Below are 26,046 nucleotides of genomic sequence, written 5' to 3' on the forward strand. Positions count from 1 at the left end.
TTTGCGAAAAGCCCGAGTCTATGTTTGCAAGCCTGATCGATTAGTTATGCAAGCCTCCTCCGAGCTTATCGAGGAGTGTTCATGCTAACCCAGGAAGAGGATCAGCAGCTGGTCGAGCGCGTTCAACGCGGCGACAAGCGCGCTTTCGATCTGCTAGTGCTGAAATACCAGCACAAAATTCTCGGGTTGATCGTGCGTTTCGTGCACGACACCCATGAAGCCCAGGATGTCGCACAGGAAGCCTTTATCAAGGCGTACCGTGCACTTGGAAATTTTCGCGGCGACAGCGCGTTTTATACGTGGCTTTACCGCATCGCCATCAACACGGCGAAAAACTATCTGGTTTCACGTGGCCGTCGGCCGCCGGATAGCGATGTCAGTTCAGAGGATGCAGAGTTCTACGATGGCGATCATGGCCTCAAGGATCTCGAGTCGCCGGAACGTGCATTGCTGCGTGATGAGATCGAAGGCACCGTCCATCGAACCATCCAGCAACTGCCAGAAGATTTACGTACGGCGTTAACTTTACGTGAGTTTGATGGTCTGAGTTACGAGGACATTGCGAGCGTCATGCAGTGTCCGGTGGGTACCGTGCGCTCCCGGATTTTCCGCGCTCGGGAAGCCATCGATAAAGCCCTGCAGCCGTTGTTGCAGGAAAGCTGAGACAGCGGCGACAGCCAAGAGAGGAACCGCCATGAGTCGTGAAGCCCTGCAGGAATCGCTGTCCGCAGTGATGGATAACGAAGCGGACGAACTGGAATTGCGTCGGGTATTAAATGCCTTTGACGATGTTGAAACCCGCGAGACCTGGGCCCGTTACCAAGTCGCTCGTGCAGTCATGCACAAGGACCTGCTGATCCCTCGTCTGGATATTGCTTCGGCCGTTTCTGCTGCCCTGGCTGACGAAGCCGTACCGGTCAAGGCCACTCGTGGTCCGTGGCGTACCGTGGGGCGTCTGGCGGTGGCCGCATCGGTGACCCTTGCTGTTCTGGCTGGCGTGCGCCTGTACAACCAGGATGAGATCGCCGGTGTCGAATTGGCCCAGCACTCCACTCAACCGGCCCTGGCCGTTCCTCAAGTAAAAGGTCCAGCCGTTTTGGCAGGCTACAATGAGAGTTCGGAAGCCACTGGTCCTATGGCCAACGGCGTATTGCAAGGTCAGCCGGGCTGGCATGATCAGCGTCTGCCAGGCTACTTGCGCCAACATGCTCAACAAGCTGCACTGAAAGGCACTGAAAGCGCTCTGCCTTATGCTCGTGCGGCAAGCCTGGAAAACCGTTAAGGAGGATCATGCGCGCCATCCCTCTACTTACGCTGCTGGTTACTGGCTGGTTTGTTGTTCCAGCCTACGCCGATGAGGCTCAGGACTGGTTGACCCGCCTGAGTCAGGCCGAACAACAGCAAAGCTTCCAAGGCACTTTCGTCTACGAGCGTAACGGTAGTTTTTCTACCCACAACATCTGGCATCGCGTCCAGGATGGCAAAGTCCGCGAGCGTTTGCTTCAGCTTGACGGTTCTGCTCAGGAAGTCGTACGTATTGATGGGCATACTCAATGCGTCAGCGGCAGCCTGGTAGCGGGGCTGGGGGATGCTCCCGACTCTTCTGCTCGTGCGCTTGATCCACAAAAGCTCAAGAATTGGTATGACCTTGCCGTCATCGGCAAGTCGCGCGTGGCTGGACGCCCGGCGGTCATTGTCTCACTGACGCCGCGTGATCAGCATCGTTATGGTTTTGAATTGCACCTGGACCGCGAAACCGGCCTGCCGTTGAAGTCATTGCTGCTCAATGACAAGGGGCAGTTGCTGGAGCGTTTCCAGTTTACCCGCCTGGATACGGCTGAAGTACCGGCCGAGCGTGATCTGCAAGCCAGCGCCGAGTGCAAGCCTGTGACGCTCGACAGCGACAAGGCATTATCGGTGAAAACCGCTCAGGTATGGCATTCCGACTGGCTGCCACCTGGCTTCGAACTCAGCAGCAGTAGCGCACGCAAGGATCCGCAGACCAAGGTCCAGGTCAGCAGTTTGATGTATGACGATGGCCTGGCGCGTTTTTCGGTGTTCCTGGAGCCGCTCAATGGCGCAGTGGTTACTGATACGCGTACTCAGCTAGGCCCGACCGTTGCAGTTTCGCGACGTCTGACCACGCCCGATGGCGAAATGATGGTCACGGTAGTCGGTGAAATTCCGATCGGAACTGCCGAGCGCATTGCCCTCTCCATGCGCGCCGATACCACTGCGGCCAAGCAGTGAGTTGATCCAGTGATGCTCATCGGGCAGCCGGTTAGTTGTGAAAGAGGCCAGCAATTGTCCACTCCACAATTGAGATGCCGAAATGTTTGGTGAGCATTTCCATTTGCAAAATCCCCAAAAATTTTCTATAGGTCAGAGCCCCACGGCTCTGGCCTTGTTTGTTGTTCCCGGAACAAAAGTACCGGTGTATGTTTCCCGGTATTCCTTGCTCCATATCGCTTAACCATGCTCGTCGTAACGGGAGCCGTATGTCGATACCACGTTTGAAATCCTACCTCTCCATTTTTGCTGCTGTATTAGTACTCGGTCAGGCTGTCAGTGCCCAGGCGGCCGAGTTGCCTGACTTCACGCAGTTGGTCGAGCAAGCCTCGCCTGCGGTAGTGAACATCAGTACCACGCAGAAATTGCCGGACCGCAAGGTCTCCAATCAGGATATTCCGGATCTGGAAGGCTTGCCGCCGGCGCTGCGCGAGTTTCTCGAGCGTGGAATGCCGCCACAGCAGCGTGCGCCTCGTGGTCGCCAGCGTGAAGCGCAATCCCTGGGTTCAGGGTTCATCATCTCGCCTGATGGCTACATTCTCACCAACAACCATGTGATCGCCGATGCTGATGAAATCATCGTGCGCCTTGCCGATCGCAGTGAGCTGAAAGCCAAGTTGGTCGGCACTGACCCGCGTTCTGATGTGGCGTTGCTGAAAGTCGAGGGCAAAGGCCTGCCAGTGCTCAAATTGGGTAAATCCCAGGATCTGAAAGCCGGGCAGTGGGTAGTTGCCATCGGTTCGCCGTTCGGTTTTGACCACACGGTAACTCAGGGCATCGTCAGTGCCATTGGTCGCAGCCTGCCGAACGAAAACTATGTGCCATTCATCCAGACCGACGTGCCGATCAACCCGGGTAACTCGGGCGGTCCGCTGTTCAACCTGGCGGGCGAAGTGGTAGGGATCAACTCGCAGATCTACACCCGTTCCGGTGGTTTCATGGGTGTGTCGTTCGCGATCCCGATCGATGTCGCCATGGATGTTTCCAATCAGCTGAAAAGCGGTGGCAAAGTCAGCCGAGGCTGGTTGGGTGTGGTGATACAGGAAGTGAGCAAGGATCTCGCCGAGTCCTTTGGCCTGGAAAAGCCGGCCGGTGCGTTGGTGGCTCAGATCCAGGATGGCGGTCCGGCTGCCAAGGGTGGTTTGCAGGTCGGTGACGTGATCCTGAGCATGAACGGTCAGCCGATCATCATGTCAGCAGACCTGCCGCATCTGGTGGGTGCGCTCAAGGCGGGTGAGAAAGCCAAGCTTGAAGTTATTCGTGACGGCAAGCGTAAAAATGTCGATCTGACGGTTGGCGCGATTCCAGAGGAAGGCAAAGAGCTTGATGCCCTTGCCAAGCCTGGTGTCGAGCGCAGCAGCAATCGCCTGGGCGTATCCGTGGCCGATTTGAGCGATGAGCAGAAAAAAGCCTTCGACCTCAAGGGTGGCGTGGTGATCAAGGACGTTCAGGACGGTCCTGCTGCCTTGATCGGCCTGCAGCCAGGCGACGTGATTACTCACTTGAACAATCAGGCGATTGGTTCTGCCAAAGAGTTCACGGAAATCGCCCAGGCGCTGCCAAAGAACCGCTCGGTTTCGATGCGGGTCTTGCGTCAAGGGCGTGCCAGCTTCATTACCTTCAAACTGGCCGAGTAAACCGGCCGGTCACTGAATAAATAAACGCCTCGAAAGAGGCGTTTTTTTATGGGGCAAAGAAACCTCAGCCCATCATGTCCTTGACCAGACGCTCTTGCTCCATCAGCTCCCGTTGACGCGCATCGATGCGTGACGACAGTGGGAAGTTGGTGCCTGCGCGACGTTTGGCGAAGTCCAGTTGCTGGATCGCCTGGCGGTAGTCGCCGATCAGTGCGAAGTATTCGGCGCGGGCTTGATGCAGGCCAATGATGTTGCCGGACAGGCCGCGAGTCTCGGCCACCATGTACCAGACGTCCGGATCGTTCGGGCGGTTCTTGAGCAGGGCCTCAAGGGCTTTCTCGGCGTCAGCCGGGCGGTTCTGCTTGAGCAGCAAGTCGACCCGCACCTGATTCAGCGGATAGTTGCGCGGGTACTGCACGAGCATCCGGTCGACCCGCGTCTGTGCATCCGGCAGGCGATTGTTGGCGATGTCCAGATCGACTTGCGCCAGGTTGTAGATGATTTCGTCAGGCGACTTGGCCAGTAACTGCTTGAGGTTCTCGCGGGCGTCGTTGAACAGGCTGCCCTTGATCTGGGCAATGGCCAGGCCATAACGAGCCACATCGCTTTTCGGGTTTTCATCGAGCTGGGCGCGAAAGCGTTTAGCGGCAAGACCTGGACTGTCTTCATAGAATAACTGGACGCGTGCGCGAATCAGTTGATACGTCTGGCTGTCTTCCTTGCCGCCCGGTTTGAACTGTTCGGCGCGGTTGCGGGTGTCGGCGATCCGCGATTCGGTGACCGGGTGAGTCAGCAGAAATTCGGGCGGTTTGGCATTGAAACGGTACTGGCGCATCAGACGTTCGAACATGGTCGGCATCGAGCGCGGGTCGTAACCGGCTTTCTCGAGGTTGAGCATACCGATACGGTCGGCCTCCTGCTCCTTCTCCCGGGAGAAGCGTAGTTGCTCTTGAATGGCCGCTGCCTGGGTGCTGGCGATGGCGGCGATACCAGCGTCTCCGGCGCCAGCCGCGGCCACGATGATCCCGCCGAGCAGGGCGGCCATCATCGGGATTTGCATCCGTTGCGACGCTTCGACGCCGCGCGCAAAGTGGCGTTGCGACACGTGAGCCAATTCGTGGGCGAGTACCGAAGCGTATTCGCTTTCGGTCTGGGCATTCAGAAACAGGCCGCCGTTGACCCCGACAATCCCGCCGGGTGCGGCGAAGGCGTTGAGTTGCGGGCTGTTGATCAGAATGAACTCCAGGCGCCGGTCATTGACCTGGCTGGTTTCCACCAGTTTATAGACACTGGTTTCGACGTAATCCTTGAGCAGTGGGTCGTTGAGTTGTGACACCTGGCTGCGCAGCATCGCCAGCCATGCGCGGCCCAACTGGTATTCCTGCTGTGGCGATACGATGGCAGAACTGGCATCGCCAAGTGACGGCAGGTCGTCGGCAAAGCCTGGTGAGGCTAGCAGGCAAGCGAGCGTCAGCAGGGTGGGGCGCAGAAAAGTCATGCACGAAGCCTTAGTCGACAAAGACCTTACTGTAGCCGGACACATGCGTTGCGACCAGATATTCTAGACCACTCAAGCACCTATCCGGAGTGAAGCAATGACCGACGCTGTAGAGCATGACGCCGAACTGGACGCCAGCGGGTTGAACTGTCCATTGCCGTTGCTCAAGGCCAAGCTGGAGCTCAATCGCCTGCCCAGCGGCGCCGTACTCAAGGTGATCGCCACCGATGCCGGCTCGCAACGCGACTTCCGCACCTTTGCCCGTTTGGCCGGTCATACGCTGCTTCATGAAGAAGATGAGGCTGGTGTTTTTCGCTACTGGCTGAAAAAAGCCTGAGTTTGCGGCGTTCATTGTTAAGGAATATTGATGTTCAAAGTGTTACGCGACTGGATTCAGCGCTACTTCTCCGATGAGGAGGCCGTGGTGCTGGCCGTGCTGCTCTTTCTGGGCTTCACTGCGGTCCTGACTCTGGGTGGAATGCTCGCGCCGGTATTGGCGGGGATGGTGCTGGCGTATCTGATGCAGGGTCTGGTCAGCACCCTTGAGCGCCTGCATTTGCCCGGCGCCGCTGCGGTGGGGCTGGTGTTCGCGCTGTTCATGGGCATGTTGCTGCTATTTCTGGTCGTGGTGCTGCCTTTGCTTTGGCATCAACTGATTACCTTGTTCAACGAACTGCCAGGCATGCTCGCCAAATGGCAGTCACTGCTGCTGTTGCTGCCCAAGCGTTATCCGCATCTGGTGTCCGATCAACAGGTGCTGCAGGCCATCGAAGTGGCGCGTGGCGAGATTGGCAAGTTCGGTCAATGGGCGTTGACGTTCTCGCTGTCCAGCTTGCCATTGCTGGTGAACATCATGATCTATCTGGTGCTGGTGCCGATCCTGGTGTTTTTCTTCCTCAAGGACCGGGTGATGATCGGTCAGTGGGTCCGCGGGTATCTGCCGCGTGAGCGTGCACTGATCACCCGCGTTGCCGAAGAAATGAACCGGCAGATCGCCAATTACATTCGCGGCAAGGTCATGGAAATGGTCATTTGCGGCGGGGCGACCTACATCGGCTTCGTTACCCTGGGGCTCAACTATGCCGCGCTGCTGGCGCTGTTGGTCGGCGTTTCGGTGGTGGTGCCATATGTCGGGGCAGTGGTGGTGACCGTGCCGGTGCTGTTGATTGCCTTGTTCCAGTGGGGCTGGAGCGATCAGTTCATCTACTTGATGGCGGTCTACGGGATCATTCAGGTGCTGGACGGCAATGTGCTGGTGCCACTGCTGTTTTCGGGCGCGGTCAATCTGCACCCGGTGGCGATCATTTGCGCAGTGCTGTTGTTTGGCGGGCTGTGGGGGTTCTGGGGCGTGTTTTTCGCGATTCCGCTGGCCACCCTGTTCAAGGCCGTGCTGGATGCCTGGCCGCGCAAGGAGCCGATTGTCGCGCCGCTGCTTTAACTGTCAGCTGATTCTTCAGCGGGGCAGAGGACCTCATCGCGAGCAAGCTCGCTCCCACAAGGATTGCGTAAACACTGTGGGAGCGAGCTTGCTCGCGAAAGCGTCCGAACGGACGCCGAAATAATCAGGCCTTGTTCAGCGCCTGGACCGCAGCCAATACCGCGTCAACATGCCCTGGCACTTTCACACCACGCCATTCCTGACGCAGTACACCATTCTTGTCGATCAGAAAGGTGCTGCGATCAACCCCCATGTATTCCTTGCCATAGAGCTTTTTCAGTTTGATCACGTCGAACAGCTGACAGATGGCTTCGTCCTTGTCGCTGATCAGTTCGAACGGGAACTCCTGTTTGCACTTGAAGTTCTCGTGGGATTTCAGGCTGTCACGCGACACGCCGAACACTTCGGTGTTGGCCGCGGTGAACTGCGCATACTGGTCGCGAAAGCCCTGACCTTCGGTGGTGCAACCCGGCGTGCTGTCCTTGGGGTAGAAGTAGATCACCACTTGCTTGCCCTTGAGGGCCGCGAGGCTGACGGTCTGCCCGCTGGTGGCAGGCGCTTCGAAGTCGGCGACAGGTTGGTCGATAGCAACGGCCATGGGAGCTTCCTTACATTGGGTTCTGTGGGCGCCACGGTTCGATCAGCGCGTCCAGGTTCAGCGCGTCGGCGAAGTCCAGGAACTGATCGCGCAGCCAGCTGATCTGCACGCCGGCCGGTAGCGTCACGGTAAACGTGGCGTTGAGCATGGTGCCGCCGGTTTGCGGTGCCTGATAGGTGTCGCAGGTCAGGTTTTCCAGCTCGACGTTGTGGTCCATGAAGAATTGGCACAGCTCGTTGATGATGTCCGAGCGGTAAGCCGAGCTGACATAGGCGACATACGGCAGGGCCTGTGGACGGTTCTCCAGCGCCGCGCTGCGGACCACGTTGACCGTGAAGGCGTGCTTTTTGGCGAGGCCCGACAGGCTGCCTTCAAGGCGTGCCAGTGCGTCCCAGCTACCGGAAATCTCGAGGACCAACGCACTGCACTCGCCATGACGGGTCAGGCGAGAGGTAACCACGGCGCAGCGGTTTTCATGGCTGGCGCGGCACAGGACGTTAGTCAGCTCCATGGGGTTGGCGCCGAGGGCACTGATGACAAGGAATTGTTCGCGAACTGTGGGGGTGGACATGCAGCATTCCTAAAGCGATGAGCGGTCGGTACTTATCAAGGGCCGATTCGTCGGGGTGGGCGTCCGGATGCGAAATCAAAAAGCCCGAGCCAGATGGTTGCGACGAGCTCCAGTGAGGCGAGATCGGGTAGGCGGCAACGCAGGATCAGGGCTTGTGAGGCCGAAAGTGGAGGCTGGAACCCGGCGTACGAGCCTGTCGGTACTGATCAAAGTCTGAAGGGTAGCGAAAACCGGCGCTCAGGGGAATGGCGCGAGCGCAGTACTTCGCTTGTACAAGCATCTTGGCGCCAGTACCATTACCGTTCTCTTTTTCCGGCAGGAGCGGTTGCATGATTGCGGGCAGTATGGTGGCACTGGTCACACCCATGGATGCACAGGGTCGTCTTGACTGGGACAGCCTGAGCAAACTGGTGGACTTTCACCTGCAAAACGGCACCCACGCCATTGTGGCGGTCGGCACCACAGGTGAGTCTGCGACCCTTGACGTGAACGAACACATCGAAGTGATTCGTCGCGTGGTCAAGCAGGTCAACGGTCGTATTCCGGTGATCGCCGGTACCGGCGCCAATTCGACGCGCGAAGCGATCGAACTGACCACCAATGCGAAGACCGCCGGCGCCGATGCGTGCCTGCTGGTAACGCCGTACTACAACAAGCCGACGCAAGAAGGCCTGTACCTGCACTTCAAGACCATCGCCGAAGCTGTCGACATCCCGCAGATCCTCTACAACGTGCCGGGTCGTACCGCGTGCGACATGCAGGCCGAGACGGTCATCCGCCTGTCGACCGTGAAGAACATCATCGGCATCAAGGAAGCCACGGGCGATCTTTCGCGCGCCAAGGCCATCCTCGACGGCGTGAGCAAGGACTTCCTGGTGATTTCCGGTGACGACGCCACCGCAGTCGAGCTGATCCTGCTGGGCGGCAAAGGCAACATCTCGGTCACCGCCAACGTTGCGCCGCGTGACATGGCCGACCTGTGCATCGCCGCCCTGAATGGCGACGCCGTGAAAGCCCGGGCGATCCACGAAAAGCTGATGCCGCTCAATAAAACCCTGTTTATCGAATCCAACCCTATCCCCGTGAAATGGGCGCTGCATGAAATGGGCTTGATGCCGGACGGTATCCGTCTGCCGCTCACCTGGCTCAGCGAAGCCTGTCACGAACCGCTGCGACAGGCCATGCGCCAGTCCGGCGTATTGGTTTAATTGAGGAAGTACAACGCATGAAGCGAATGGCCGGACTTTCCGCACTTGCCTTGATTATCTCCAGCACCAGTGGCTGCGGATGGATCTGGGGCCCGGAAGGTTATTTCCGTGACCGTGGTAGCGATTACCTGGAAGCGCAACAGACTGCACCGATGCAACTGCCGCCGGATGTCCATACCTCCAAGCGCCTGGACCCGTTGCTGCCGATTCCGAGCAACGTCGCCAATGACACGTTCAAGGGCGAATACATCATTCCTCGTCCGCAGCCGTTGTCGGCGATTGCCGATGCCAGCGATTACAGCCTGCAAAAAAGCGGCGATACGCGTTGGGTCATGGCCCAGCATCCACCGGCTGAAGTCTGGCCAGTGGCTGTGCAGTTCTTCCAGGACAACGGCTTCCGTCTGGATCAACAGCGTCCGCAAACCGGTGAGTTCACCACGGCCTGGCAGCGTTCTGACGAGCTTTCCGCGGCGATGGCCAAGCGCCTGAGCAGTACCGGCGTTGGTTCTGACAGCCAGACTCGCGTGCGGGTGCGCATCGAGCCAGGCGTGCAGCGCAACACCAGTGAAGTCTACGTGGTCAGTGCCGAGCGTCCTGCCGGTAGCACCGCCGATGTCGCGTTCACCAACCGTTCGGTCAACACTGGCCTGGACGCTGCGCTGATCGATGACATGCTCGCCAGCATGAGCCGCACATCGGAGAAGGGCGGTTCGGTCTCGATGCTCGCTTCGCGTGATTTCGATACGCCAAACCGTGTCAGCCTGACTGAAGATGGCAGTGGTAACCCGGTGCTCAACGTCGGTACCGACCTTGACCGCGCCTGGTCGAGCGTAGGTCGCGCGCTGGAGAAGGGTGAATGGCGCGTTGAAGACATCAACCGCAGCCTGGGCCTGTACTACATCAACCTCTCCGAAAAAGCCGAGAAGAAAGACCAGAAGCCAGGCTTCTTCAGCAACCTGTTCGGCAGCGCGCCGAGCAAGGAAGAAGTTGAAGCCCGCGCCGAGCGTTATCAGGTTCGCCTGAGCAAGGTTGGCGAGAACGTACAAGTGACCGTCGAGAAGAACATCAACACCGTTGCGCCGGCTGAAGTGGCGCGCAAAGTGTTGGGCGTGATTCAGGACAACCTGGGCTGATCAGATGCGTTTCGCCGTTCTCGGCAGTGGTAGCCAAGGGAATGGCACGCTGATAGCCAGTGATGACACGTACGTCCTGGTTGATTGTGGTTTCTCCTTGCGTGAAACCGAAAAACGCCTGCTGCGCCTGGGTGTAAGCCCTGCGCAGCTGAGCGCGATACTGGTGACCCACGAACATGCCGACCACGTGCATGGCGTGGGTTTGCTGTCTCGGCGCTACAATCTTCCTGTCTACCTGAGTCGCGGCACCCTGCGCGGGATGCGCAAGCCGGTTGAACCGGCAGGCTTTGTCGCCGGTGGTGAGCAGTTGCAGATCGGCGGGCTGAGTATCGGCGTCATTGCCGTGGCCCACGATGCACAGGAACCGACGCAGTACGTCTTCAGTGACGGTTCGCGGCGTTTCGGCCTGCTGACCGACCTCGGTTCGTACTGCGCCACGGTGCTGGACGGTTATCGGGATCTCGATGCATTGATGATCGAATCCAATCACTGCCGCGATTTGCTGGCCCGCGGTCACTACCCGTACTTTCTCAAGCAGCGGGTAGGCGGTGAGCTGGGACATTTGAACAACCATCAGGCCGCAAGCCTGGTGGCCGAGTTGGGCTGGCAGGACCTGCAACACCTGGTACTGGCCCATCTGAGCAGCAAGAACAACCTGCCGCAGCTGGCCCGGCAATGTTTTGTCGACACCCTTGGGTGCGACCCGGACTGGCTGCAATTGGCCGATCAAGATTCAGGGCTCGACTGGCGACATATCGCCTAGCCCATCTACTTAGCAAGCGGAGCCCATCATGGAAAAACGTGAAGAACTCTACCGCGGCAAAGCCAAATCGGTTTACAAGACCGACGACGCTGACCGCTTGATCCTGCTGTTTCGCAACGACACTTCGGCGTTCGACGGCAAGCGCATCGAGCAGCTCGACCGCAAAGGCATGGTGAACAACAAGTTCAACGCCTTCATCATGCAGAAACTCGAAGAAGCCGGCGTGCCGACCCAATTCGACAAACTGCTGGGCGACAACGAGTGCCTGGTGAAGAAGCTCGACATGATCCCGGTCGAATGCGTCGTGCGTAACTACGCCGCGGGCAGCCTGGTCAAGCGTCTGGGTGTCGAAGAAGGCATGAAGCTCAACCCTTACACCTTCGAACTGTTCCTGAAGGACGACGCCAAGGGCGACCCGTTCATCAACGAATCCCACGTCGTGGCGTTCGGTTGGGGCAAGGCCGAGCAACTGGTTCGCATGAAAGAACTGTCGCTCAAGGTCAACGAAGTCCTGAGCAAACTGTTCGACGACGCCGGCCTGCTGCTGGTCGACTTCAAGCTTGAATTCGGCGTGTTCCACGGTGAAATCGTCCTCGGTGACGAGTTCAGCCCGGACGGCTGCCGCCTGTGGGACAAGGCCACCGGCAAGAAAATGGACAAGGACCGCTTCCGCCAGGGCCTCGGTGACGTCATCGAAGCCTACGAAGAAGTCGCCAACCGCCTCGGCGTACCGCTGTAATCGACGCAAGCATCTGATAGCACGGAAAAAATTTCACTTGGGGGGTTCGCTTCCGGTGAATGTGCTGTTATGATGCGCGCCGTTGGAGAGATGCCAGAGTGGCCGAATGGGACGGATTCGAAATCCGTTGTACCTTCACCGGTACCTAGGGTTCGAATCCCTATCTCTCCGCCATTATTGAATAAGACTAAGCCCCTGAAATTGTTAAAGATTTCAGGGGCTTTTTCGTTTCTGGTGTTTTGTTTAGGGCATTTTTAGGGCAAAACGAGAGGCTGGCAAACTGCCGTTCCAGTGTCTGGACGAGTGACGCCAAATCAAAACCTGCTCGCGGTGTGGATTAGCCGAAATGCCGCTTCCTATGACAGTTAGGGCACAGCGCGATTGCGTTCTCTACAGAGTCATCACCGTGATCGGCCAGACGAACTACATGATGGACCTCAAGGTAGGCTGTCCCATTTGAACGTCGATTAAATGGTGCAGGACTGCCACACCCTTCACACCATCCTTTCGCGCGTATCAGGACCTCAGCAATGACGTCGGGGTTGCGATCAAAGTCGCGCACCATGCGTACGGTCCACTTAGGCTTTTTTGGGGCCCTGGCGAGCCTCTGGAGCCTCTGTGCAGAGTCATCCGAAATAGATGCCTGCACTCGAACAGCAAGATCGTGGGAGGGCGGCATAATTTCGACCATGCCAGCTAAACGTATTTGAAATTCTTGCAAAAGAACACGAAGACCGTGCAGCTTCGTACCGCGTGCTGCGAAATAGTCTATGTGACCCTGCACCGATTGAAGTGCATTTAACAAATCATTTGCTCCCATGGCGGCAATGATTTCTAACATCGCCCGTACAGCGTGCTCACCTACAGTAGCCTTCCACGGTGTACCCCTTCGCAAATGCGGATAACAGTTGAGGTATGCATTGGCAGTGTGTGGTGCGAATCCATGAGCAATTGTCAATTGATCGAACGCAGCGCTGCGCTTGAAGCTTCCGCGCTCAACGCGTTGAGCTAGATCCAACGCCATTGCTGCATCAGCTTCTGAAACCAAATTGCGAGCCATTTTCCATACTCATGTACAAGGTGAAAGAAGTTATGCCCGTTGGTGACGAGCGATTCAGGTCGAATGCATCTACCTGATGCGAGGTGCTTGGACTGTGATGTAGCCGTTGTTCACCTGGATCTGGAAGTGGTTTTATCAGCATCATTTTGGCTTAAGTGCTTCTGTTGCCTCTATTGCGTTGGACGGTGCGTCAGAGCTTGACTTGGCGGAGACGATTAGTGGGTCAATGTCGATTCCAAATCGACGCACTCTGATGGCGTTAAGAGGCGTTTCATTACCTATGCGCGTTAGGGCCGCTCGTGCCATTTTTCCAATCGATTTAAGCTTGTCTTCAAAGTTTTCAAATTGAAGGCAACTACTAATAATTCGAGATAGTTGTTCGCCGTGGTCTTGTTTGAATAGATTGAAATAATCGTCTTCGGTGGCCGCAAGTAGAGGTTCAATGTGTGAATTTGACCAGCCGGAGTGATCTGCGATGTACATAACTGCGTCAGTCATTGGCATCAATATTTTTGTCTCGGATTGCCGTTTCTTGAAGCGCTCCAAAATTACGGTATCTTTGATATCGTTGGCGAACGGGTTAATTCCTAAATCGAAGATGCTGGGATTTGTTGCGTGGGCGGCAAGGTAAAACTCAATCAGTTCATCAGCAAGATCCCCCCTTCCAAGATCGCGCAGAAGAGTAGTTGTGCTGCTCAAACTCATTGGATCAATATGTCGCGCCGACTTCTTGACGCTGGCTACCAAGTCATTAATGAGAATTTCTGAGTTATCGCTTAGGGATTCACGAAAGAGTCGCCAGGCCGTTCTAAATGAATTTTCCAGTTCTTGCGCCTTGGACTCCTCATCAAGAGCCTGAGCCGCTTCAATGAAGCCAGACTCTTCGAGATAACCTCGTTCGATTATTTTGATAATTGTGAGGTCAAATTCTGTAATGGAAATTAGGCCATATTTTTGTAGCAAATTTCTCCAGATTTCGTGCTGCGGGTCTTCGGCCTTTTTATCTTCGCTAACACGCCATGCAATTCGATTCCAACGCGTCAAAAAATCCAAAGTTGGTTTCTTGTCATCTGAGTCGAAATAGGACCACGCAAGAAGAACAAGCGTATGGACTGCCTTTTCCATTACGCTTGGATGTAGTGAGTCGGCTACCTCATTCACCATCTCGACGAGTCCTACAATTTTTAGTAAGACACGGATGTTTTTTACCCCGAGTGAAATGCAATTCTTTTTCACTAAGGTACGACAGGGAAGATTCCCAGGTAGGGCGATCTCGGTTGCTTCTTCTGGTGTTGGATCGTAGAGAACCTCGATATCGACCACCTTCTCTCGGTATCTCGAATAGATATCCTTATCATTGAGCTTTTCCTCGTTAAATATCAGAACGACTTTGCAACCCTTTTCTTCCTTGAGATCCGAGATCAGGCCCAGGATTTCCTCGGTTTTTATTGATCCAGTACCAGTAGCTAGACGCTCAAAGTCATCCAAACAAATGATCGTGTTTCTAATGAAGTAAGGAGCGAGGGTCTCGAAGCCAACGGTAATGTTTTTTCCGTATGGGAGCTCTTTGATAATTCCCGAACCGAGCCGGAATAGCTTTTTCGTTTGCTCGCCTACGATACCCAACCACTCCTTGTTAATCATTTCGGCATCAAGCTTTATCCCGAGCCGATTCACTGATTGAGTTTTAGTGAAGATCGCAGTTCTGAGCTCAGAAATGGATGACATTCCAAAAAGCGACACATAACAATAATTCGGTAGCTTGATGTCGTCCTTGCATTCTAGGACTGTCTTATTCCAAGCGTAGGTCTTACCAACCCCCCAAGTACCCTTCAGGGCTAGCACCTCGGGTTTATCGCTTGTTAGGAAGCGGGCTGCAACAGCTTTAGCGGTGGCTACAGTCATTCTTCGGTTCCGTTATGGTGGGGGTAGTGAGGGTGATCAAACTGGCTGCTTAAGTACTCTTTTGCAAAAAAAAATTTACCGTGTTTCTGCAGAGAGGATAAGAGTCGATGATGGTGCAACCTGCTGAAGCATACGTTCAGAAAGATTCAACGACTTCTTTGGGGTGCTTCCTTAAAGGATCGGAGCTAGTCGATTCCTGCCTGTCACGACTGACCGAAATCGACCTGCAGCTGACAATAAAATTGACTGGAAACGGCTAACATCTAATGCCTGAGCGAGTCTACGAAATCAAGAGCTGTTTATTTCATCAAGTATAGGCAAGAGCATGTCTTTGATCTTTGGCCGAACACAGCTCCTTGGGTACGACAAAAACCTCGATAGACAGTCTGTCGGCTAGTTCCGCAAGATCTGAGGGTAGCTCGCGCTGAATGACCAATACCGAACGCGCATCCGGGATGTCTAGCAGCGAGCGTTGCCAGGCCAAGGCTACGGCTCGGTACTTCACGCATTGGAAAATTCCTCGTGATAGATCTGCATCCACTGAAATGTGAGACTTCACTTCAACTGCAAGTATCGAGCTTCCTTTGCGGAAGACGACGTCCACACAATCTCCTGAGGGAAATTTTTCCTCAGCTTCACCAACCCAACCTCCGGTTGCTCCCTCTATCACTAGTGACGGATTGCTAAGAACGTATTTCTTGAGAGCTTTGTGGTCTTCCGATTCTCCCTCGTTCGAGAAACCATGGACGGGTGGATCAATCACCTCGTTATTCAAACCAGATGCTTCCGGTAGAACGGGATCAGTGAGAGGGGACATCCCATAATGGCGCATTAGCGAGTCCCAATTGCGACAGTTGAAAATATCCTCTGTGGCGTAAGCCACCACCGCCCCTTGCTTCTCCCAAGTGAACGAGCGGAAAGGTTTTCCTTTAGTGTAACGATTGAAGTAAGCATCACAGCCATCGCCAGGTCGGCGCGTATTTTTGTTCACTACCAAGATGTTTAGAGGCGGTAATTCAAGATCGAGTTCACCTTCCGTTTCCTCAAGTGCATCTCCTAACGTGCCGGCAGCGCGTCCATACAGCGCGGCATGGACACTGTGGCCTAAACCTCTTCGGACTATCTCTTGATCAAGATGCTTATAAGTAATTGTCCGCCTGTGCTGCGCGCACCAAACCAATATCGGTACGATTATACGAGCGGTTTGGATCGTCCATGTGTTGCCGATCAGGCTTGATGGTAAAGGCATGCATCCACACTCCTTATGTCGAAGGGATAAACGTAATAGCGTTTGGCCTTCGCTGTCTACTGCGAGCGTCATCGTCCCCTATGCAGGCAGCGCAGAGCATCGACCCAGACACTGTAAATACAGCTGAATGTCTGCTCATGTCCGATTCTGTTGAAAAAGTCGGCTTCGGTTTCCATGGCAGAAAAGTGCGTGTCTGAGATTGAAATACGTGTTTAGCGCAAAGGGTTCTGCGCTCAGGTTTGACGTAGTAGCGTGCAAAAAACAGAAAAGGGGACAGATTTATTTTTTTACTAGTCTGATCTTGCGATTAAATAAATCTGTGGCGCGCTCAAGCGGTCGGTGCAACAAGGCGTTGCAACCTATCATAGAAAAGGGGGGGTATTTATGGACCTTCCAACTCGCTCGGCACCGTGCGCAGGTGTCGGGGAATAGGGATGCGCAGTTGACGTTTGAAGAGGATTTGCTGGCGGCGTTTAATTTGTAGGCCTGCGGATAAACCACAGGCTACAACGTCTTGCGTCACGGCCTACACCTGCGCCAGAATCCGCCGGCTTGTGCGCTTTGGTCGTCGTCTCTATTGTTTCCGTGTCACTGCTCATCAGTGATCGGGTCTGCAAGCCCGCCGGAAATAACCAGTCGCACAGCAACACCATAAGCAAAGGACGACTTTTTTGTGTTCGCTTTATGGCGGCTTTGCGCGGGAGACCTTAGGGTCTGCCGGGTTCCTGGTTTCCCGGTCTTGCAGACCCGCGCATAGCTGCCACCCATCATCTGCAAGTGATATTGGCAGCTCCTTTGGAACAATCAGGAGCATCACCATGTTCAAAGCTACTCCAAACCCTCCCGAAACCGATCCGGTTTCCCCTTACGCTTCCCTCGATTCAAAAGAACTCCATGCCGCCGCGCACCGTGCGCTCGACCACTACTTGGTGCTGCCCGAGACCAAGGCATTGTTAGCTGACCGACGTCCCGGCTGCATTTTCGTCATCGCCCCCGACGTCGACAGCGAAACCCTGCTGGCCCATGCCTGCGAGACGCTCGCCTCGGTCAATGTCATGGCCAGCGATCTGGCGTTCGAACTCGAAGGCCCCAAGCGCAATACTGCGTTGGCGATTCAGCAAATGATTTCGCTGGCCGAACTGGCGGTGAATCGCGCACTGGATCACCTCGATCCACCTGAATCGGCGTAGTCGCCGGAAGTTGGGCAAAGATCGTAGCCTCCGGCAGCTCCTACGCGGGACACGCCATTCGGCGTAGGAGCTGGTGTGCCTGCGATCTTTTGAACTTGCCCCGTCCTGAATAAGGTTTACATCTTCCGGCTTCTTATCAGGAAGGTGTAAACCTATTTCAGGGTTAGACACTGCCGACGGGACGCAAAAAGCCGTTCATGGTTCGCCGCTTCAGCGTTCGCCCAGCGCCTCTTCCTGCGGGGCAGTCTCTGTTTTGAACAGCAGCCAGACCAGGCAGAAGCTGATGCTGTAGATCGAGGTCATGATCATCATCGGGTAGGCGCTGCCATCCGAAAGTTTGCCGGTGACGAAGCCGCACACCGCGGTCATGGCCATCTGGATAAAGAAAAACAGTCCGGACGCGGTGCCGGCAATGGCCGAGAAGGGTTGCAGTACCGCCAGTTGGCAGGCCGGGATGGCGATACCTACCGAGAGCATGATCAGCAACATCGGGCAGACGATCGACAGCAGCGCCTCGGGCCAGAGTCGGGTGGCCGTGATCAGTAGCGATGAGCCCACCAGGTTCAGGGCGATGGCGTAGCCGATCAGGGTATCGGCATCGTGTCTGGCGGACAGGCGGCGGAACAGATTGGAACCCAGCACGTAACCGGCCACGGTGACGGCGAAGACTTGGGCATATTCCATCGAGGACAGGTGCAGGGTACGTTGCAGCAGGGTCGAGGACTCGGCGATAAACGGAAAATAGGTGCAGTACACGCAGCCTATGGCCAGGGAGTAGCGCAGGAAATAGCGGTCGCGCAGCAACCGCGCGTAAATGCGCAGGGTGCCTTGCTGGCGCGTATCGGGCTGGGCGGACGGACGAGTTTCCGGCAGCAGCAGGCTGATCAGGATCAGCGCCAGCGTGGCAATCGCAGTCAAGACAACAAACACCCCACGCCAACCGAAGGCGGTTTCGATAAGGCTGCCGATAATCGGGGCCACCATCGGCGAAATGGCCATGCCCATGGAGATCCGGCTGAGCAGTCGGGTCTGTTCCTGGCGGTCGAAACGGTCGCGGACCATGACCCTGCCAATCACCGTGCCGCAGCAGCCACCGAGGGCCTGGAGCATCCGGGCGACGATCAGCACCTCGACATCGCGGGCGAGCGCGCACATCAGGGTTGCCATCAGGTACAGCGCCGTGCCGCCGATCAGCACCGGTCGCCGGCCAAATCGATCGCAGAGCGGGCCGCCAATCAGCATCGAAAAGGCATACCCGACCATGTACAGGGTGAGGGTCAGTTGCAGTTGGGCATCGCTGGCATGCAGGGCATCGGCCATCGCCGGCAATGAGGGCAGGTAGATGTCGATGGTGACGCGTGGCAGGCAGACGACCACCAGCAACAGCGCCGACCAGATCCAGGGTGCCAGGTTAGATTTTACAGGCATGGGTTATTCCGTAGGGGCAAGCATGACATCCAGTGGCAAGTCAGGCTCGGGCCGCCAATGGTTGCGAGGTTGAATTCGGGTATCCGTTACAGGGCCGTGACGTTAAGCGCTTTGTGGTTTAATTCCGAGAGCCGTTAATTAGTATTTCGACTGGACCACTATGAGCCGAGGAAAGGTTTCCGTTCCCCTTGATCTGCCCCAGCCCGGCAGCCTGAGCGATGGCAGTCGGGTGTTGACCAAACAGGAGAGCGCCTATGAGGCATTGCGCGGCGCGATTCTGGAAAAACTCCTGCCCGCCGGTAGCCAGTTGCCCTCTACGCGGACCTTGGCGCAGCGCTGGTCGCTGTCCCGGGGGACGGTGGAAATGGTCTTCGACCGCTTGCGCAGCGAAGGTTATGTGACCCGGGTGTCGGGTTCGGGGACCCGGGTCAGTGCGGTGGTGCCCGATCTCTTTATCCGTGCGCCGGAGGTCCGGACGGCCATCCAGGCACGGGTGCAGCAGACGCCAGCAGCATCGCCGCCGACGCTGGAGACTGCGGTCAGGGTGGGGGTGCCCTTCGTGGCGCGCCTGGCGGACCCGGCGCTGTTTCCCATTCGCGTGTGGTCGCGGGCGGTGGCCAAAGCCATGGCTGAAGCCACGGCGCAGTTGCTCTGTTCGCCGGACCCGGGTGGCATGCTGACCCTGCGCGAACAGATTGCCGATTACCTGGCCAAGTACCGTGGCATTCGTTGCAAGCCGGACGACCTGATCGTGACCACGGGCATTCGCCACTCCCTGGATCTGGTGGCCCGCAGCGTGGTGACGCAGGGTGATAAGGTGTGTGTCGAAGATCCGGGTTACCTGTCGGCGAAAAGAATCTTTTCCATGGCCGGAGCGCGGCTGGTGTATATCCCGGTCCTCGAAGACGGTATCGACGATGGGGCACTGCGCCAGCACGGCGATGCCCGGCTGATCTATGTCACGCCCGCGCACCAGTCACCGCTGGGGGTGACTCTCTCGGTGTCGCGGCGCCTGGCCCTGCTGGACTGGGCCAGCCGGACCGATGCCTGGGTGGTGGAGGACGACTACGACAGCGAATTCAACTACAACAGCGCGCCATTGGCAGCCCTCAAGGCCCTGGACCGCGATGACCGGGTGATCTACTGCGGCAGCTTCAACAAGACGTTGTTCGCCGGGCTGCGCGTCGGTTTCATGCTGGTTCCCGGGGCGTTGCGCAATCGCCTGCTGGCGACCCTGCAGACCACCGGCCGCTCCGTTGGGGTCACCGAGCAGGCGGCGCTGGCGGAATACATGAGGAGCGGGGCGTTCGTGCGTTACCTGCGCTCGGCGCGCCAGGCTTATCAGGAGCGCCGTGACGCGCTGCTGGCCTGCCTGGAGGAACAGGCGCCGGGAGGTTATTCGGTTTCCGGGCAACATGCCGGTCTGCACTTCGTCCTGGTGTTGCCGGCGGGCAGCGACGAATCCGACTTCTGTCGCCGTGCCAACGCCATCGGGCTTACCTTGCAACCAGTCAGCGAGTTCTGTCAGGAGGTGCGACGGCCGGCGGCGGTGATGATCGGGTTCACCGCCCTGAGCCTGTCGCAGATCCGCTTCAGTGGCCGCAAGCTCGGGCAACTGCTGGCCGGGCAGGCGGAACTTCTCGCATCAGGCTCGGGCGTCGTCGATTCTGGCTGCCGGCGTGCTACTGAAGGCTTCCGGCGCTTTGGCGTATGACAAATCACCGGATGCTGTACGCAATACATGAAAAGCCCCGTAGCTGAACACGCTATGGGGCTTTTTCGGTTTTGGGTTTATGGCTTGGCGTGCTCTCCGCGGGCGGTGCTTATTCGGCACTTCTCTCATGATGGCTGGAGACGAATTGCCGAAAGCGTTCGGTGGGCAGGCCTTCGAATAGTTCCGTCGGTGTGCCCTGCACATCGATCAGACCGCCATGCATGAACACCACCCGATTTGACACGTGTCGGGCAAAGCCCATTTCGTGCGTGACCACCAGCATGGTGCGACCTTCTTCGGCCAGAGAGCGCATTACGCGCAACACCTCTCCAACGAGTTCAGGGTCAAGTGCCGAGGTTGGTTCGTCGAACAACATGACTTGTGGATTCATTGCCAGTGCGCGGGCTATCGCTACGCGTTGCTGCTGACCACCGGACAGGTGCGCCGGGTAATAGTCGCGGCGCTCATACAGGCCGACCTTGTGCAGCAGGGCTTCTGCTTCCTCAACGCATTCGGCACGGGAACGTTTGAGAACCCGCATCGGGCCTTCGATGACGTTTTGCAGCACCGTCATGTGCGACCAGAGGTTGAAGCTCTGGAACACCATACCCAGGCAACTGCGCATGCGCTCGACCTGGCGGCTGTTGCTTGGTGTCTGGCGGCCGTCGGCATGCTGCTTCATTTCGATCACTTCACCATTGACGCTGATGATGCCTTGATCGGGTGTTTCCAGGAGGTTGATGCAACGCAGGAAGGTACTTTTACCTGATCCACTTGCACCGAGGATCGAGATCACGTCGCCCTTGTGGGCCTCCAGGGAAATGCCCTTGAGGACATGTGCGCTGCCGAAGGACTTCTGAATGTTAGTTACCGACAAGGCTGAAGCGGGCTGAGTGCTCATGGCATGCTCCGTATCAAATCAGGAATGGGAAGGCAGCGAGGGGCTGGCTTTTTTGATGGCGTCAACTGGCCGCTCACGCAAGTGCGGCGAGAGGCGATACTCGAGCCAGGCGACAGCACGGACGACCAGGAAATTCAGCACCAGATAGATCAGGGCTGCGCAAATGAACACTTCCATCGTGCGATAGGTACGCTGGATGATCTGTTGCGCGACACCAGTGACGTCCCACACAGTCACCAGGCTAGCCAGAGCCGTGGACTTGACCAGCAAAATGGCTTCGGTGGAGTAGGCGGGCAGGGCCTGGCGCAGGGTGACCGGAGCAATGATCCGGAGTAGCAGTTCCCAGGGCGACATGCCCACGGCCTTGCCCGCCTCGATCTGTCCCTGTGGCACGCTAAGCAGCCCACCGCGAATAATTTCGGCGGTGTAACCGGCGGTACACAAGGCCAGTGAAAGCACCGCGCAGCCATAGGGTGATTTGAGCAGTACCCAGGCGAAGCTATCGCGAATGGCCGGGAACTGGCCCAACCCGTAGTAAATCAGGAACATTTGAATCAGCAGCGGCGTACCGCGAAACAACATAATGTAGAACCGCGCCGGATAGCTGAAAAACCACCAGCGGCTGACCCGCAGGCTGACAATGCCGACCGACAGGGTAAGGCCGATCACCAATGAGCTGAAAAACAGCGTCAGCGTTGTGGGCAGCGCTGCCAAAAGCTTGAGCATGGTGTCAGCGAGGAACGGAAAATCGATCATACGTAGCGCTCCCGACTCGAACTAGACTGGACTGCGCTGCCGCGTGCGACGCACACGAGCCTCAGCCATATTGAAAAGCCGACCGGACAAGCCGGTTAGAATGAGGTACACGGCGCCCCCGATGATGTAGAACGTGAAATATTGACGAGTGGAACCGGCCGCGACCTGGCTGGCACGCATCAATTCCACCAGGCCGATGACTGAAATCAGCGCCGAGTCTTTCAGGCTCATTTGCCAGACATTTCCCAGCCCGGGCAGCGCAAATCGCAGCACCTGGGGGACCAGAATACGTTTGAAGCGCATCGCACGGGACATGCCTATGGCCAGGCCGGCTTCCAGTTCGCCCCGCGATACCGCGAGAAAAGCGCCACGGTAGACTTCAGCCTGATAGGAGCCGGAAATCAGCCCGACTGCCAACGCGCCGACCAGAAAAGGCGGCACGTCGATGTAGCCTTCACCCCCGAACCAGTGGCCAACCGCCGTCACCACACTGGCTCCGCCAAAGTAGAACAGGTAGATCACCAGCAACTCGGGGATCCCCCTGAACAGTATCGAATACAGATCCCCCAGCCAGCGCAAACTGCGTCGACGGGATAGCTTGGCAGCCGCGACCAGGCTGCCAAATACCGCACCCACCAGCAGCGCTGCCAGGGTCAATATCACGGTCATGCCCGCTGCCTTGAGCAGCGCCATTCCCCAGCCTGAGTCACCAAAACTGAGTAGCTGCAAGAGGTTCATAGAGGCTCCCATTCTTGAGAAGGTTTAAGCAGCCCGGCAACCTTCACGGTGCCGGGCAATTCAGGGGTCAAGACTTAGGTGTGAGGTCTACTTTGAACCACTTCTCGCTAAGTGTCTTGATCGTGCCGTCAGCCATGGCTTCCTTGAGAGCTGCGTCGAACTTGGCTTTGAGCTCAGGGTCTGTCTGGCGGAAGCCCAGAGCTTCCCCTTCACCCCAGATCGGGCCTTTGATGACCGGGCCGGTAAAGGCCAGCGGTTTGTTCTCCGGCTTGTCCATCACCGAATTGAAAAAGGTCACGTCATCGAAAGCGACGTCAATGCGGCCGGCCAGCAGATCGAGAATGGCTTCGGCCGAGCTGCCGTATTCACGAATGGTCGCCACATCCTTGAAGTTCTGATCTATGAATGACGTGTAAATGGTGCCGGAGGCGATACCAATGGTCTTGCCCTTGAGTGCCTTGCGCAGCTCTTCAACGCCGGCGCGTACTTCCTTGGCATCGGTACCCAGAGTGATGGCGGCTTCGGCACCGGTTTTGCCCGGCAACAGATCGGCTTTCAGCGAGACGAAACTGGCAGGTGTCTGAGCGTAAGGAATCGAGAAGGCCATTACCTTTTGGCGCTCTTCGTTGATGACAATGGCGTCCATCAGCATGTCAAATTTACCGGCATTGAGGCTGGCGATCATCCCGTCCCAGTTCTGTACGACAATGTTGCACTTGAGCTTCATGCGCGGACAGATGATGTCCATCAGCTCCGGTTCGAAGCCGCCAATTTTTCCGCCTGGCAGAGTCACGTTCCAGGGCTCATAGGCGCCCTCGGTTGCAATATTCACCGAAGTCCATTCTTTGGCCTGCAGTGCCGGAGCACAGGCGAGAACCATTGCACTGAGCGCCACAGAACCCAACCAGCTTGATTTCTTCGACATCTTTATAATTCCTGCCTAATCAATGGAGTGTTGCGATCTGATCCGGCTCAGGCCGAATCTCCTGTGCGGGTATGCACATCTTTTTTTGTGCACACCGGACAAAGCAGTAAAAAACAGCCCAGGCAGCGGGCGAGCAAGCCCGTGCATGGCATTGCGTTACAAGCGAAATAGTGGCGGGTGCAAAGAGGTTCTCACGACTCTTACGCACACATACTTACTTGTACATACAAGAGTATGCAATCAAGCGGCCAACTTAATGGATCGCTGTCCTATAAGGCTCAAGGTTTTGCTGGAATGGCTTTGGGACAAGGGTTTGGCAGGAGGCAATTTTTTTTGAGAGATTTTTCGAAGGTGTGACGGCCGTTACTTGAACGTGGAATTGCGCCATGCCGGGGCGCTCGGTAACAAACTGAGAGATGTTGGTGCGCGATGGGGAACGATTGGGTGAGTGCTTTTGTGGCGATTATCCGCCGCAGCCACTTATGAATGGCTGCGGCTTGGCACGCTGTTTGGGAATCGATTTTAGTGCAGGCTCGGTAAAGCGGTTTGCAGCAATTGCGGGTCTTTCAAAATGCTGGCTGCACTGGCGATATCTGGCGCCAGCCAGCGGTCCTGGTCATAGGCCGGAACGCGCTCGCGCAGCAGCCGCCAAGCGACCTCCGTGCCGGCACCGAAGCATGGCCCCTTGAGAAAGTCGGCCTTGAGAAATTCGAAAGCCTGGGCCGCCAGCAGATACTCGATAGCGAGGATCTGCGTGCAGTTTTCCAGCGCCCGATGCAGCTTCAGGGCAGCGTTGGTGCCCATGCTCAGGTGGTCTTCCTGCAGGCCCGATGTGACGTAGTTGTCGAGCACCGCCGGTTGCGCCAACTGACGATTTTCCGCACACAGGGACGCGGCAACGTACTGGACGATCATCATTCCAGAGTTAACCCCAGGGTTGCTCACCAGAAAGGCCGGCAAGCCACTGACGTGCGGGTTGATCAAACGGTCCAGGCGACGCTCGGCGATCGAGCCGATCTCTGCCATGGCGATCGCCAGCAAGTCGGCAGCCAAGGCCACCGACTGGCCGTGCGGGTTGGCCTGAGACATCACCCGGTAGTTATCCGGTGTACCCAGAAGCAGCGGGTTGTCGGTGGCAGAGTTGAGTTCGGTTTCGATCTGCCGGGTCGCGTGGTCAAGTTGATCACGGGCCGCGCCATGTACTTGCGGGATCGAACGGATGCTCAGTGCATCTTGAGTACGAATGCCCTTGCTGCTGGCAATCACTTCACTGCCATCAAGCAGGCCGCGCAAGTTGATGCCGACTTGCTGCATTCCCGGATGCGGCTTGAGGGCGATGATTTCAGCATCGAATGCGTCGATCTGACCGCGCTGGGCTTCGAAGCTCATGGCACCGATCACGTCTGCCCACTGGATCAAGCGAGTTGCATCGGCGAGGGCGAGGCAGCTCAGGCCGGTCATGCACGGCGTACCGTTGACCAGGCACAGCCCGTCTTTCGCGCCCAACTGCACCGGCTTCAAGCCTTCTTCAGCCAAAGCTTGCTGCGCAGGGACGATCTGCCCGCGATAACTGACCTGGCCGACCCCCAGCAGACTGATGCCGATATGCGCCATGTGAGTCAGGTAGCCGACCGAACCCTGGGACGGTACTTGTGGGGTAATCCCGCGATTGAGCAAGGCCAATAGCGCTTCGACCACTTGCCGATGCAGACCGGATTTGCCGTGGCTGTAGTTTATGATCGCCGCGCACATGATCGACCGCGTCTGCTCATCGGTCAGTGGTGCACCGACGCCACAAGCATGGCTAAGCAATGTATTGCGCGACAACTGGCTCAGTTGTTCGCCTTGCAGCGAGACATTGCAGAGCGCACCCAAACCAGTATTGACGCCATACGCGCGCTCGCCGCTGACGACGATGTGCTGGACGATGGCCTGGGCGTTGTCGATCCGCGCCCAGGTTTGAGCCGACAATTCAAGCACAGCACCGTGCCGGGCAACTGCAACCACATCCTGCCAACGCAGCGGCGCATCGGCGATAACAATTTTTTTAGCCTGTGACATGTGAAGCCTCACGCAAGGGTTGTTGTCGAGTTGAACCTGTGGCCAGGGACTTGGTCCCTGGCCACATTGGATGCACGTCGTCCAGAAAACTCATTTCAAGCCAGGTGCAGCAGGGCGCTGTACGAAACGATCCACATAGTGGTCGGGGTTTTTGCGGCTCTTACGCACACATATTTACTTGTACATACAAGATCATGCAATCAAGCGGCCAACTTATTGGATCACTGTTCAATCAAGCTTAGGAC

Annotated in this window: 24 protein-coding genes and 1 tRNA gene; 13 read left to right on the forward strand and 12 right to left on the reverse strand. The window is 56.9% G+C overall.

Going from position 1 to position 26,046, the window contains the following annotated elements:
* Nucleotides 1-81 precede the first annotated feature (81 nt).
* The 4 genes from rpoE (at nucleotide 82) to AC1DIG_RS20680 (ending at nucleotide 3,926) form a co-directional block, all read left to right on the forward strand.
* On the forward strand, nucleotides 82-663 hold the full coding sequence (gene rpoE / locus AC1DIG_RS20665; RefSeq protein ID WP_019692537.1) for an RNA polymerase sigma factor RpoE/AlgU: 582 nt from the start codon (nucleotides 82-84) through the stop codon (nucleotides 661-663).
* A 31-nt stretch (nucleotides 664-694) separates the two neighbouring features.
* Complete coding sequence (locus AC1DIG_RS20670) at nucleotides 695-1,282, forward strand: sigma-E factor negative regulatory protein (protein WP_477768775.1); 588 nt, start codon at nucleotides 695-697, stop codon at nucleotides 1,280-1,282.
* A gap of 8 nt (nucleotides 1,283-1,290) precedes the next feature.
* A complete protein-coding gene (locus AC1DIG_RS20675; RefSeq protein ID WP_477768776.1) occupies nucleotides 1,291-2,250 on the forward strand; it encodes a MucB/RseB C-terminal domain-containing protein in 960 nt (319 codons plus the stop codon).
* Between the two features lie 248 nt (nucleotides 2,251-2,498).
* Nucleotides 2,499-3,926: a DegQ family serine endoprotease gene (locus tag AC1DIG_RS20680; protein WP_477768777.1), complete on the forward strand. Its 1,428-nt coding sequence runs from the start codon at nucleotides 2,499-2,501 to the stop codon at nucleotides 3,924-3,926.
* A gap of 64 nt (nucleotides 3,927-3,990) precedes the next feature.
* Here AC1DIG_RS20680 and AC1DIG_RS20685 read toward each other — a convergent pair whose 3' ends face one another.
* Entirely contained in the window at nucleotides 3,991-5,424 is a 1,434-nt protein-coding gene (locus AC1DIG_RS20685) for a M48 family metalloprotease (protein WP_477768778.1), read from the reverse strand.
* A 97-nt stretch (nucleotides 5,425-5,521) separates the two neighbouring features.
* Between AC1DIG_RS20685 and AC1DIG_RS20690 the strand changes: the two genes are divergently transcribed.
* Nucleotides 5,522-5,761: a sulfurtransferase TusA family protein gene (locus tag AC1DIG_RS20690; protein WP_019692532.1), complete on the forward strand. Its 240-nt coding sequence runs from the start codon at nucleotides 5,522-5,524 to the stop codon at nucleotides 5,759-5,761.
* 30 nt (nucleotides 5,762-5,791) lie between these two features.
* On the forward strand, nucleotides 5,792-6,862 hold the full coding sequence (locus AC1DIG_RS20695; RefSeq protein WP_477768779.1) for an AI-2E family transporter: 1,071 nt from the start codon (nucleotides 5,792-5,794) through the stop codon (nucleotides 6,860-6,862).
* 124 nt (nucleotides 6,863-6,986) lie between these two features.
* Here AC1DIG_RS20695 and AC1DIG_RS20700 read toward each other — a convergent pair whose 3' ends face one another.
* Both AC1DIG_RS20700 and AC1DIG_RS20705 read right to left on the reverse strand, forming a co-directional pair.
* Nucleotides 6,987-7,460, reverse strand: coding sequence for a peroxiredoxin (locus AC1DIG_RS20700; RefSeq protein WP_123428078.1), 474 nt, complete (start codon nucleotides 7,458-7,460; stop codon nucleotides 6,987-6,989).
* 10 nt (nucleotides 7,461-7,470) lie between these two features.
* Nucleotides 7,471-8,031, reverse strand: a complete 561-nt coding sequence (locus tag AC1DIG_RS20705) for a glycine cleavage system transcriptional repressor (protein WP_045058768.1) — start codon at nucleotides 8,029-8,031, stop codon at nucleotides 7,471-7,473.
* Between the two features lie 329 nt (nucleotides 8,032-8,360).
* Here AC1DIG_RS20705 and dapA point away from each other — a divergent pair, with 329 nt between their 5' ends.
* From dapA to AC1DIG_RS20730, 5 genes are all read left to right on the forward strand, one after another.
* Nucleotides 8,361-9,239: a 4-hydroxy-tetrahydrodipicolinate synthase gene (gene dapA, locus AC1DIG_RS20710; protein WP_123428074.1), complete on the forward strand. Its 879-nt coding sequence runs from the start codon at nucleotides 8,361-8,363 to the stop codon at nucleotides 9,237-9,239.
* A 17-nt stretch (nucleotides 9,240-9,256) separates the two neighbouring features.
* A complete protein-coding gene (bamC, locus tag AC1DIG_RS20715) occupies nucleotides 9,257-10,372 on the forward strand; it encodes an outer membrane protein assembly factor BamC (protein WP_477768780.1) in 1,116 nt (371 codons plus the stop codon).
* Between the two features lie 4 nt (nucleotides 10,373-10,376).
* Nucleotides 10,377-11,135 carry an MBL fold metallo-hydrolase gene (locus AC1DIG_RS20720; protein WP_477768781.1) on the forward strand — a complete coding sequence of 253 codons (759 nt, stop codon included), beginning with the start codon at nucleotides 10,377-10,379 and terminating at the stop codon, nucleotides 11,133-11,135.
* A gap of 28 nt (nucleotides 11,136-11,163) precedes the next feature.
* Entirely contained in the window at nucleotides 11,164-11,874 is a 711-nt protein-coding gene (purC, locus tag AC1DIG_RS20725; RefSeq protein WP_071551434.1) for a phosphoribosylaminoimidazolesuccinocarboxamide synthase, read from the forward strand.
* A gap of 84 nt (nucleotides 11,875-11,958) precedes the next feature.
* Nucleotides 11,959-12,048 (forward strand) — tRNA-Ser (locus AC1DIG_RS20730).
* Between the two features lie 163 nt (nucleotides 12,049-12,211).
* Here AC1DIG_RS20730 and AC1DIG_RS20735 read toward each other — a convergent pair.
* The 3 genes from AC1DIG_RS20735 to AC1DIG_RS20745 all read right to left on the reverse strand — a co-directional run bounded on the left by AC1DIG_RS20735 (nucleotide 12,212) and on the right by AC1DIG_RS20745 (nucleotide 16,088).
* A complete protein-coding gene (locus AC1DIG_RS20735) occupies nucleotides 12,212-12,934 on the reverse strand; it encodes an HNH endonuclease (RefSeq protein WP_477768782.1) in 723 nt (240 codons plus the stop codon).
* Nucleotides 12,935-13,075: 141 nt separating this feature from the next.
* On the reverse strand, nucleotides 13,076-14,839 hold the full coding sequence (locus AC1DIG_RS20740; protein ID WP_477768783.1) for a hypothetical protein: 1,764 nt from the start codon (nucleotides 14,837-14,839) through the stop codon (nucleotides 13,076-13,078).
* Nucleotides 14,840-15,146: 307 nt separating this feature from the next.
* Nucleotides 15,147-16,088 (reverse strand): hypothetical protein, encoded by a 942-nt coding sequence (locus tag AC1DIG_RS20745; RefSeq protein ID WP_477768784.1) that lies wholly within the window; start codon nucleotides 16,086-16,088, stop codon nucleotides 15,147-15,149.
* 818 nt (nucleotides 16,089-16,906) lie between these two features.
* On the opposite strand from AC1DIG_RS20745, the gene AC1DIG_RS20750 reads away from it, so the two are divergent.
* Complete coding sequence (locus AC1DIG_RS20750) at nucleotides 16,907-17,278, forward strand: DUF6124 family protein (protein WP_477768785.1); 372 nt, start codon at nucleotides 16,907-16,909, stop codon at nucleotides 17,276-17,278.
* A gap of 210 nt (nucleotides 17,279-17,488) precedes the next feature.
* Here AC1DIG_RS20750 and AC1DIG_RS20755 read toward each other — a convergent pair whose 3' ends face one another.
* Nucleotides 17,489-18,706 carry a multidrug effflux MFS transporter gene (locus AC1DIG_RS20755; RefSeq protein WP_477768786.1) on the reverse strand — a complete coding sequence of 406 codons (1,218 nt, stop codon included), beginning with the start codon at nucleotides 18,704-18,706 and terminating at the stop codon, nucleotides 17,489-17,491.
* Between the two features lie 160 nt (nucleotides 18,707-18,866).
* On the opposite strand from AC1DIG_RS20755, the gene pdxR reads away from it, so the two are divergent.
* The gene (gene pdxR, locus AC1DIG_RS20760; RefSeq protein WP_477768787.1) at nucleotides 18,867-20,420 is read left to right on the forward strand and encodes a MocR-like pyridoxine biosynthesis transcription factor PdxR; all 1,554 of its coding nucleotides are present in this window, start codon (nucleotides 18,867-18,869) and stop codon (nucleotides 20,418-20,420) included.
* Nucleotides 20,421-20,529: 109 nt separating this feature from the next.
* Here pdxR and AC1DIG_RS20765 read toward each other — a convergent pair whose 3' ends face one another.
* The 5 genes from AC1DIG_RS20765 to hutH all read right to left on the reverse strand — a co-directional run bounded on the left by AC1DIG_RS20765 (nucleotide 20,530) and on the right by hutH (nucleotide 25,801).
* A complete protein-coding gene (locus AC1DIG_RS20765) occupies nucleotides 20,530-21,321 on the reverse strand; it encodes an ABC transporter ATP-binding protein (protein ID WP_477768788.1) in 792 nt (263 codons plus the stop codon).
* Nucleotides 21,322-21,339: 18 nt separating this feature from the next.
* On the reverse strand, nucleotides 21,340-22,077 hold the full coding sequence (locus tag AC1DIG_RS20770) for an ABC transporter permease (protein WP_054596119.1): 738 nt from the start codon (nucleotides 22,075-22,077) through the stop codon (nucleotides 21,340-21,342).
* A 21-nt stretch (nucleotides 22,078-22,098) separates the two neighbouring features.
* Nucleotides 22,099-22,815: an ABC transporter permease gene (locus AC1DIG_RS20775; RefSeq protein WP_054596120.1), complete on the reverse strand. Its 717-nt coding sequence runs from the start codon at nucleotides 22,813-22,815 to the stop codon at nucleotides 22,099-22,101.
* Nucleotides 22,816-22,882: 67 nt separating this feature from the next.
* Nucleotides 22,883-23,647 (reverse strand): transporter substrate-binding domain-containing protein, encoded by a 765-nt coding sequence (locus AC1DIG_RS20780; RefSeq protein ID WP_216743725.1) that lies wholly within the window; start codon nucleotides 23,645-23,647, stop codon nucleotides 22,883-22,885.
* 615 nt (nucleotides 23,648-24,262) lie between these two features.
* Nucleotides 24,263-25,801, reverse strand: coding sequence for a histidine ammonia-lyase (gene hutH / locus AC1DIG_RS20785; protein WP_477768789.1), 1,539 nt, complete (start codon nucleotides 25,799-25,801; stop codon nucleotides 24,263-24,265).
* Nucleotides 25,802-26,046 lie beyond the last annotated feature (245 nt).

Source organism: Pseudomonas sp. 05N431, from assembly GCF_056397005.1.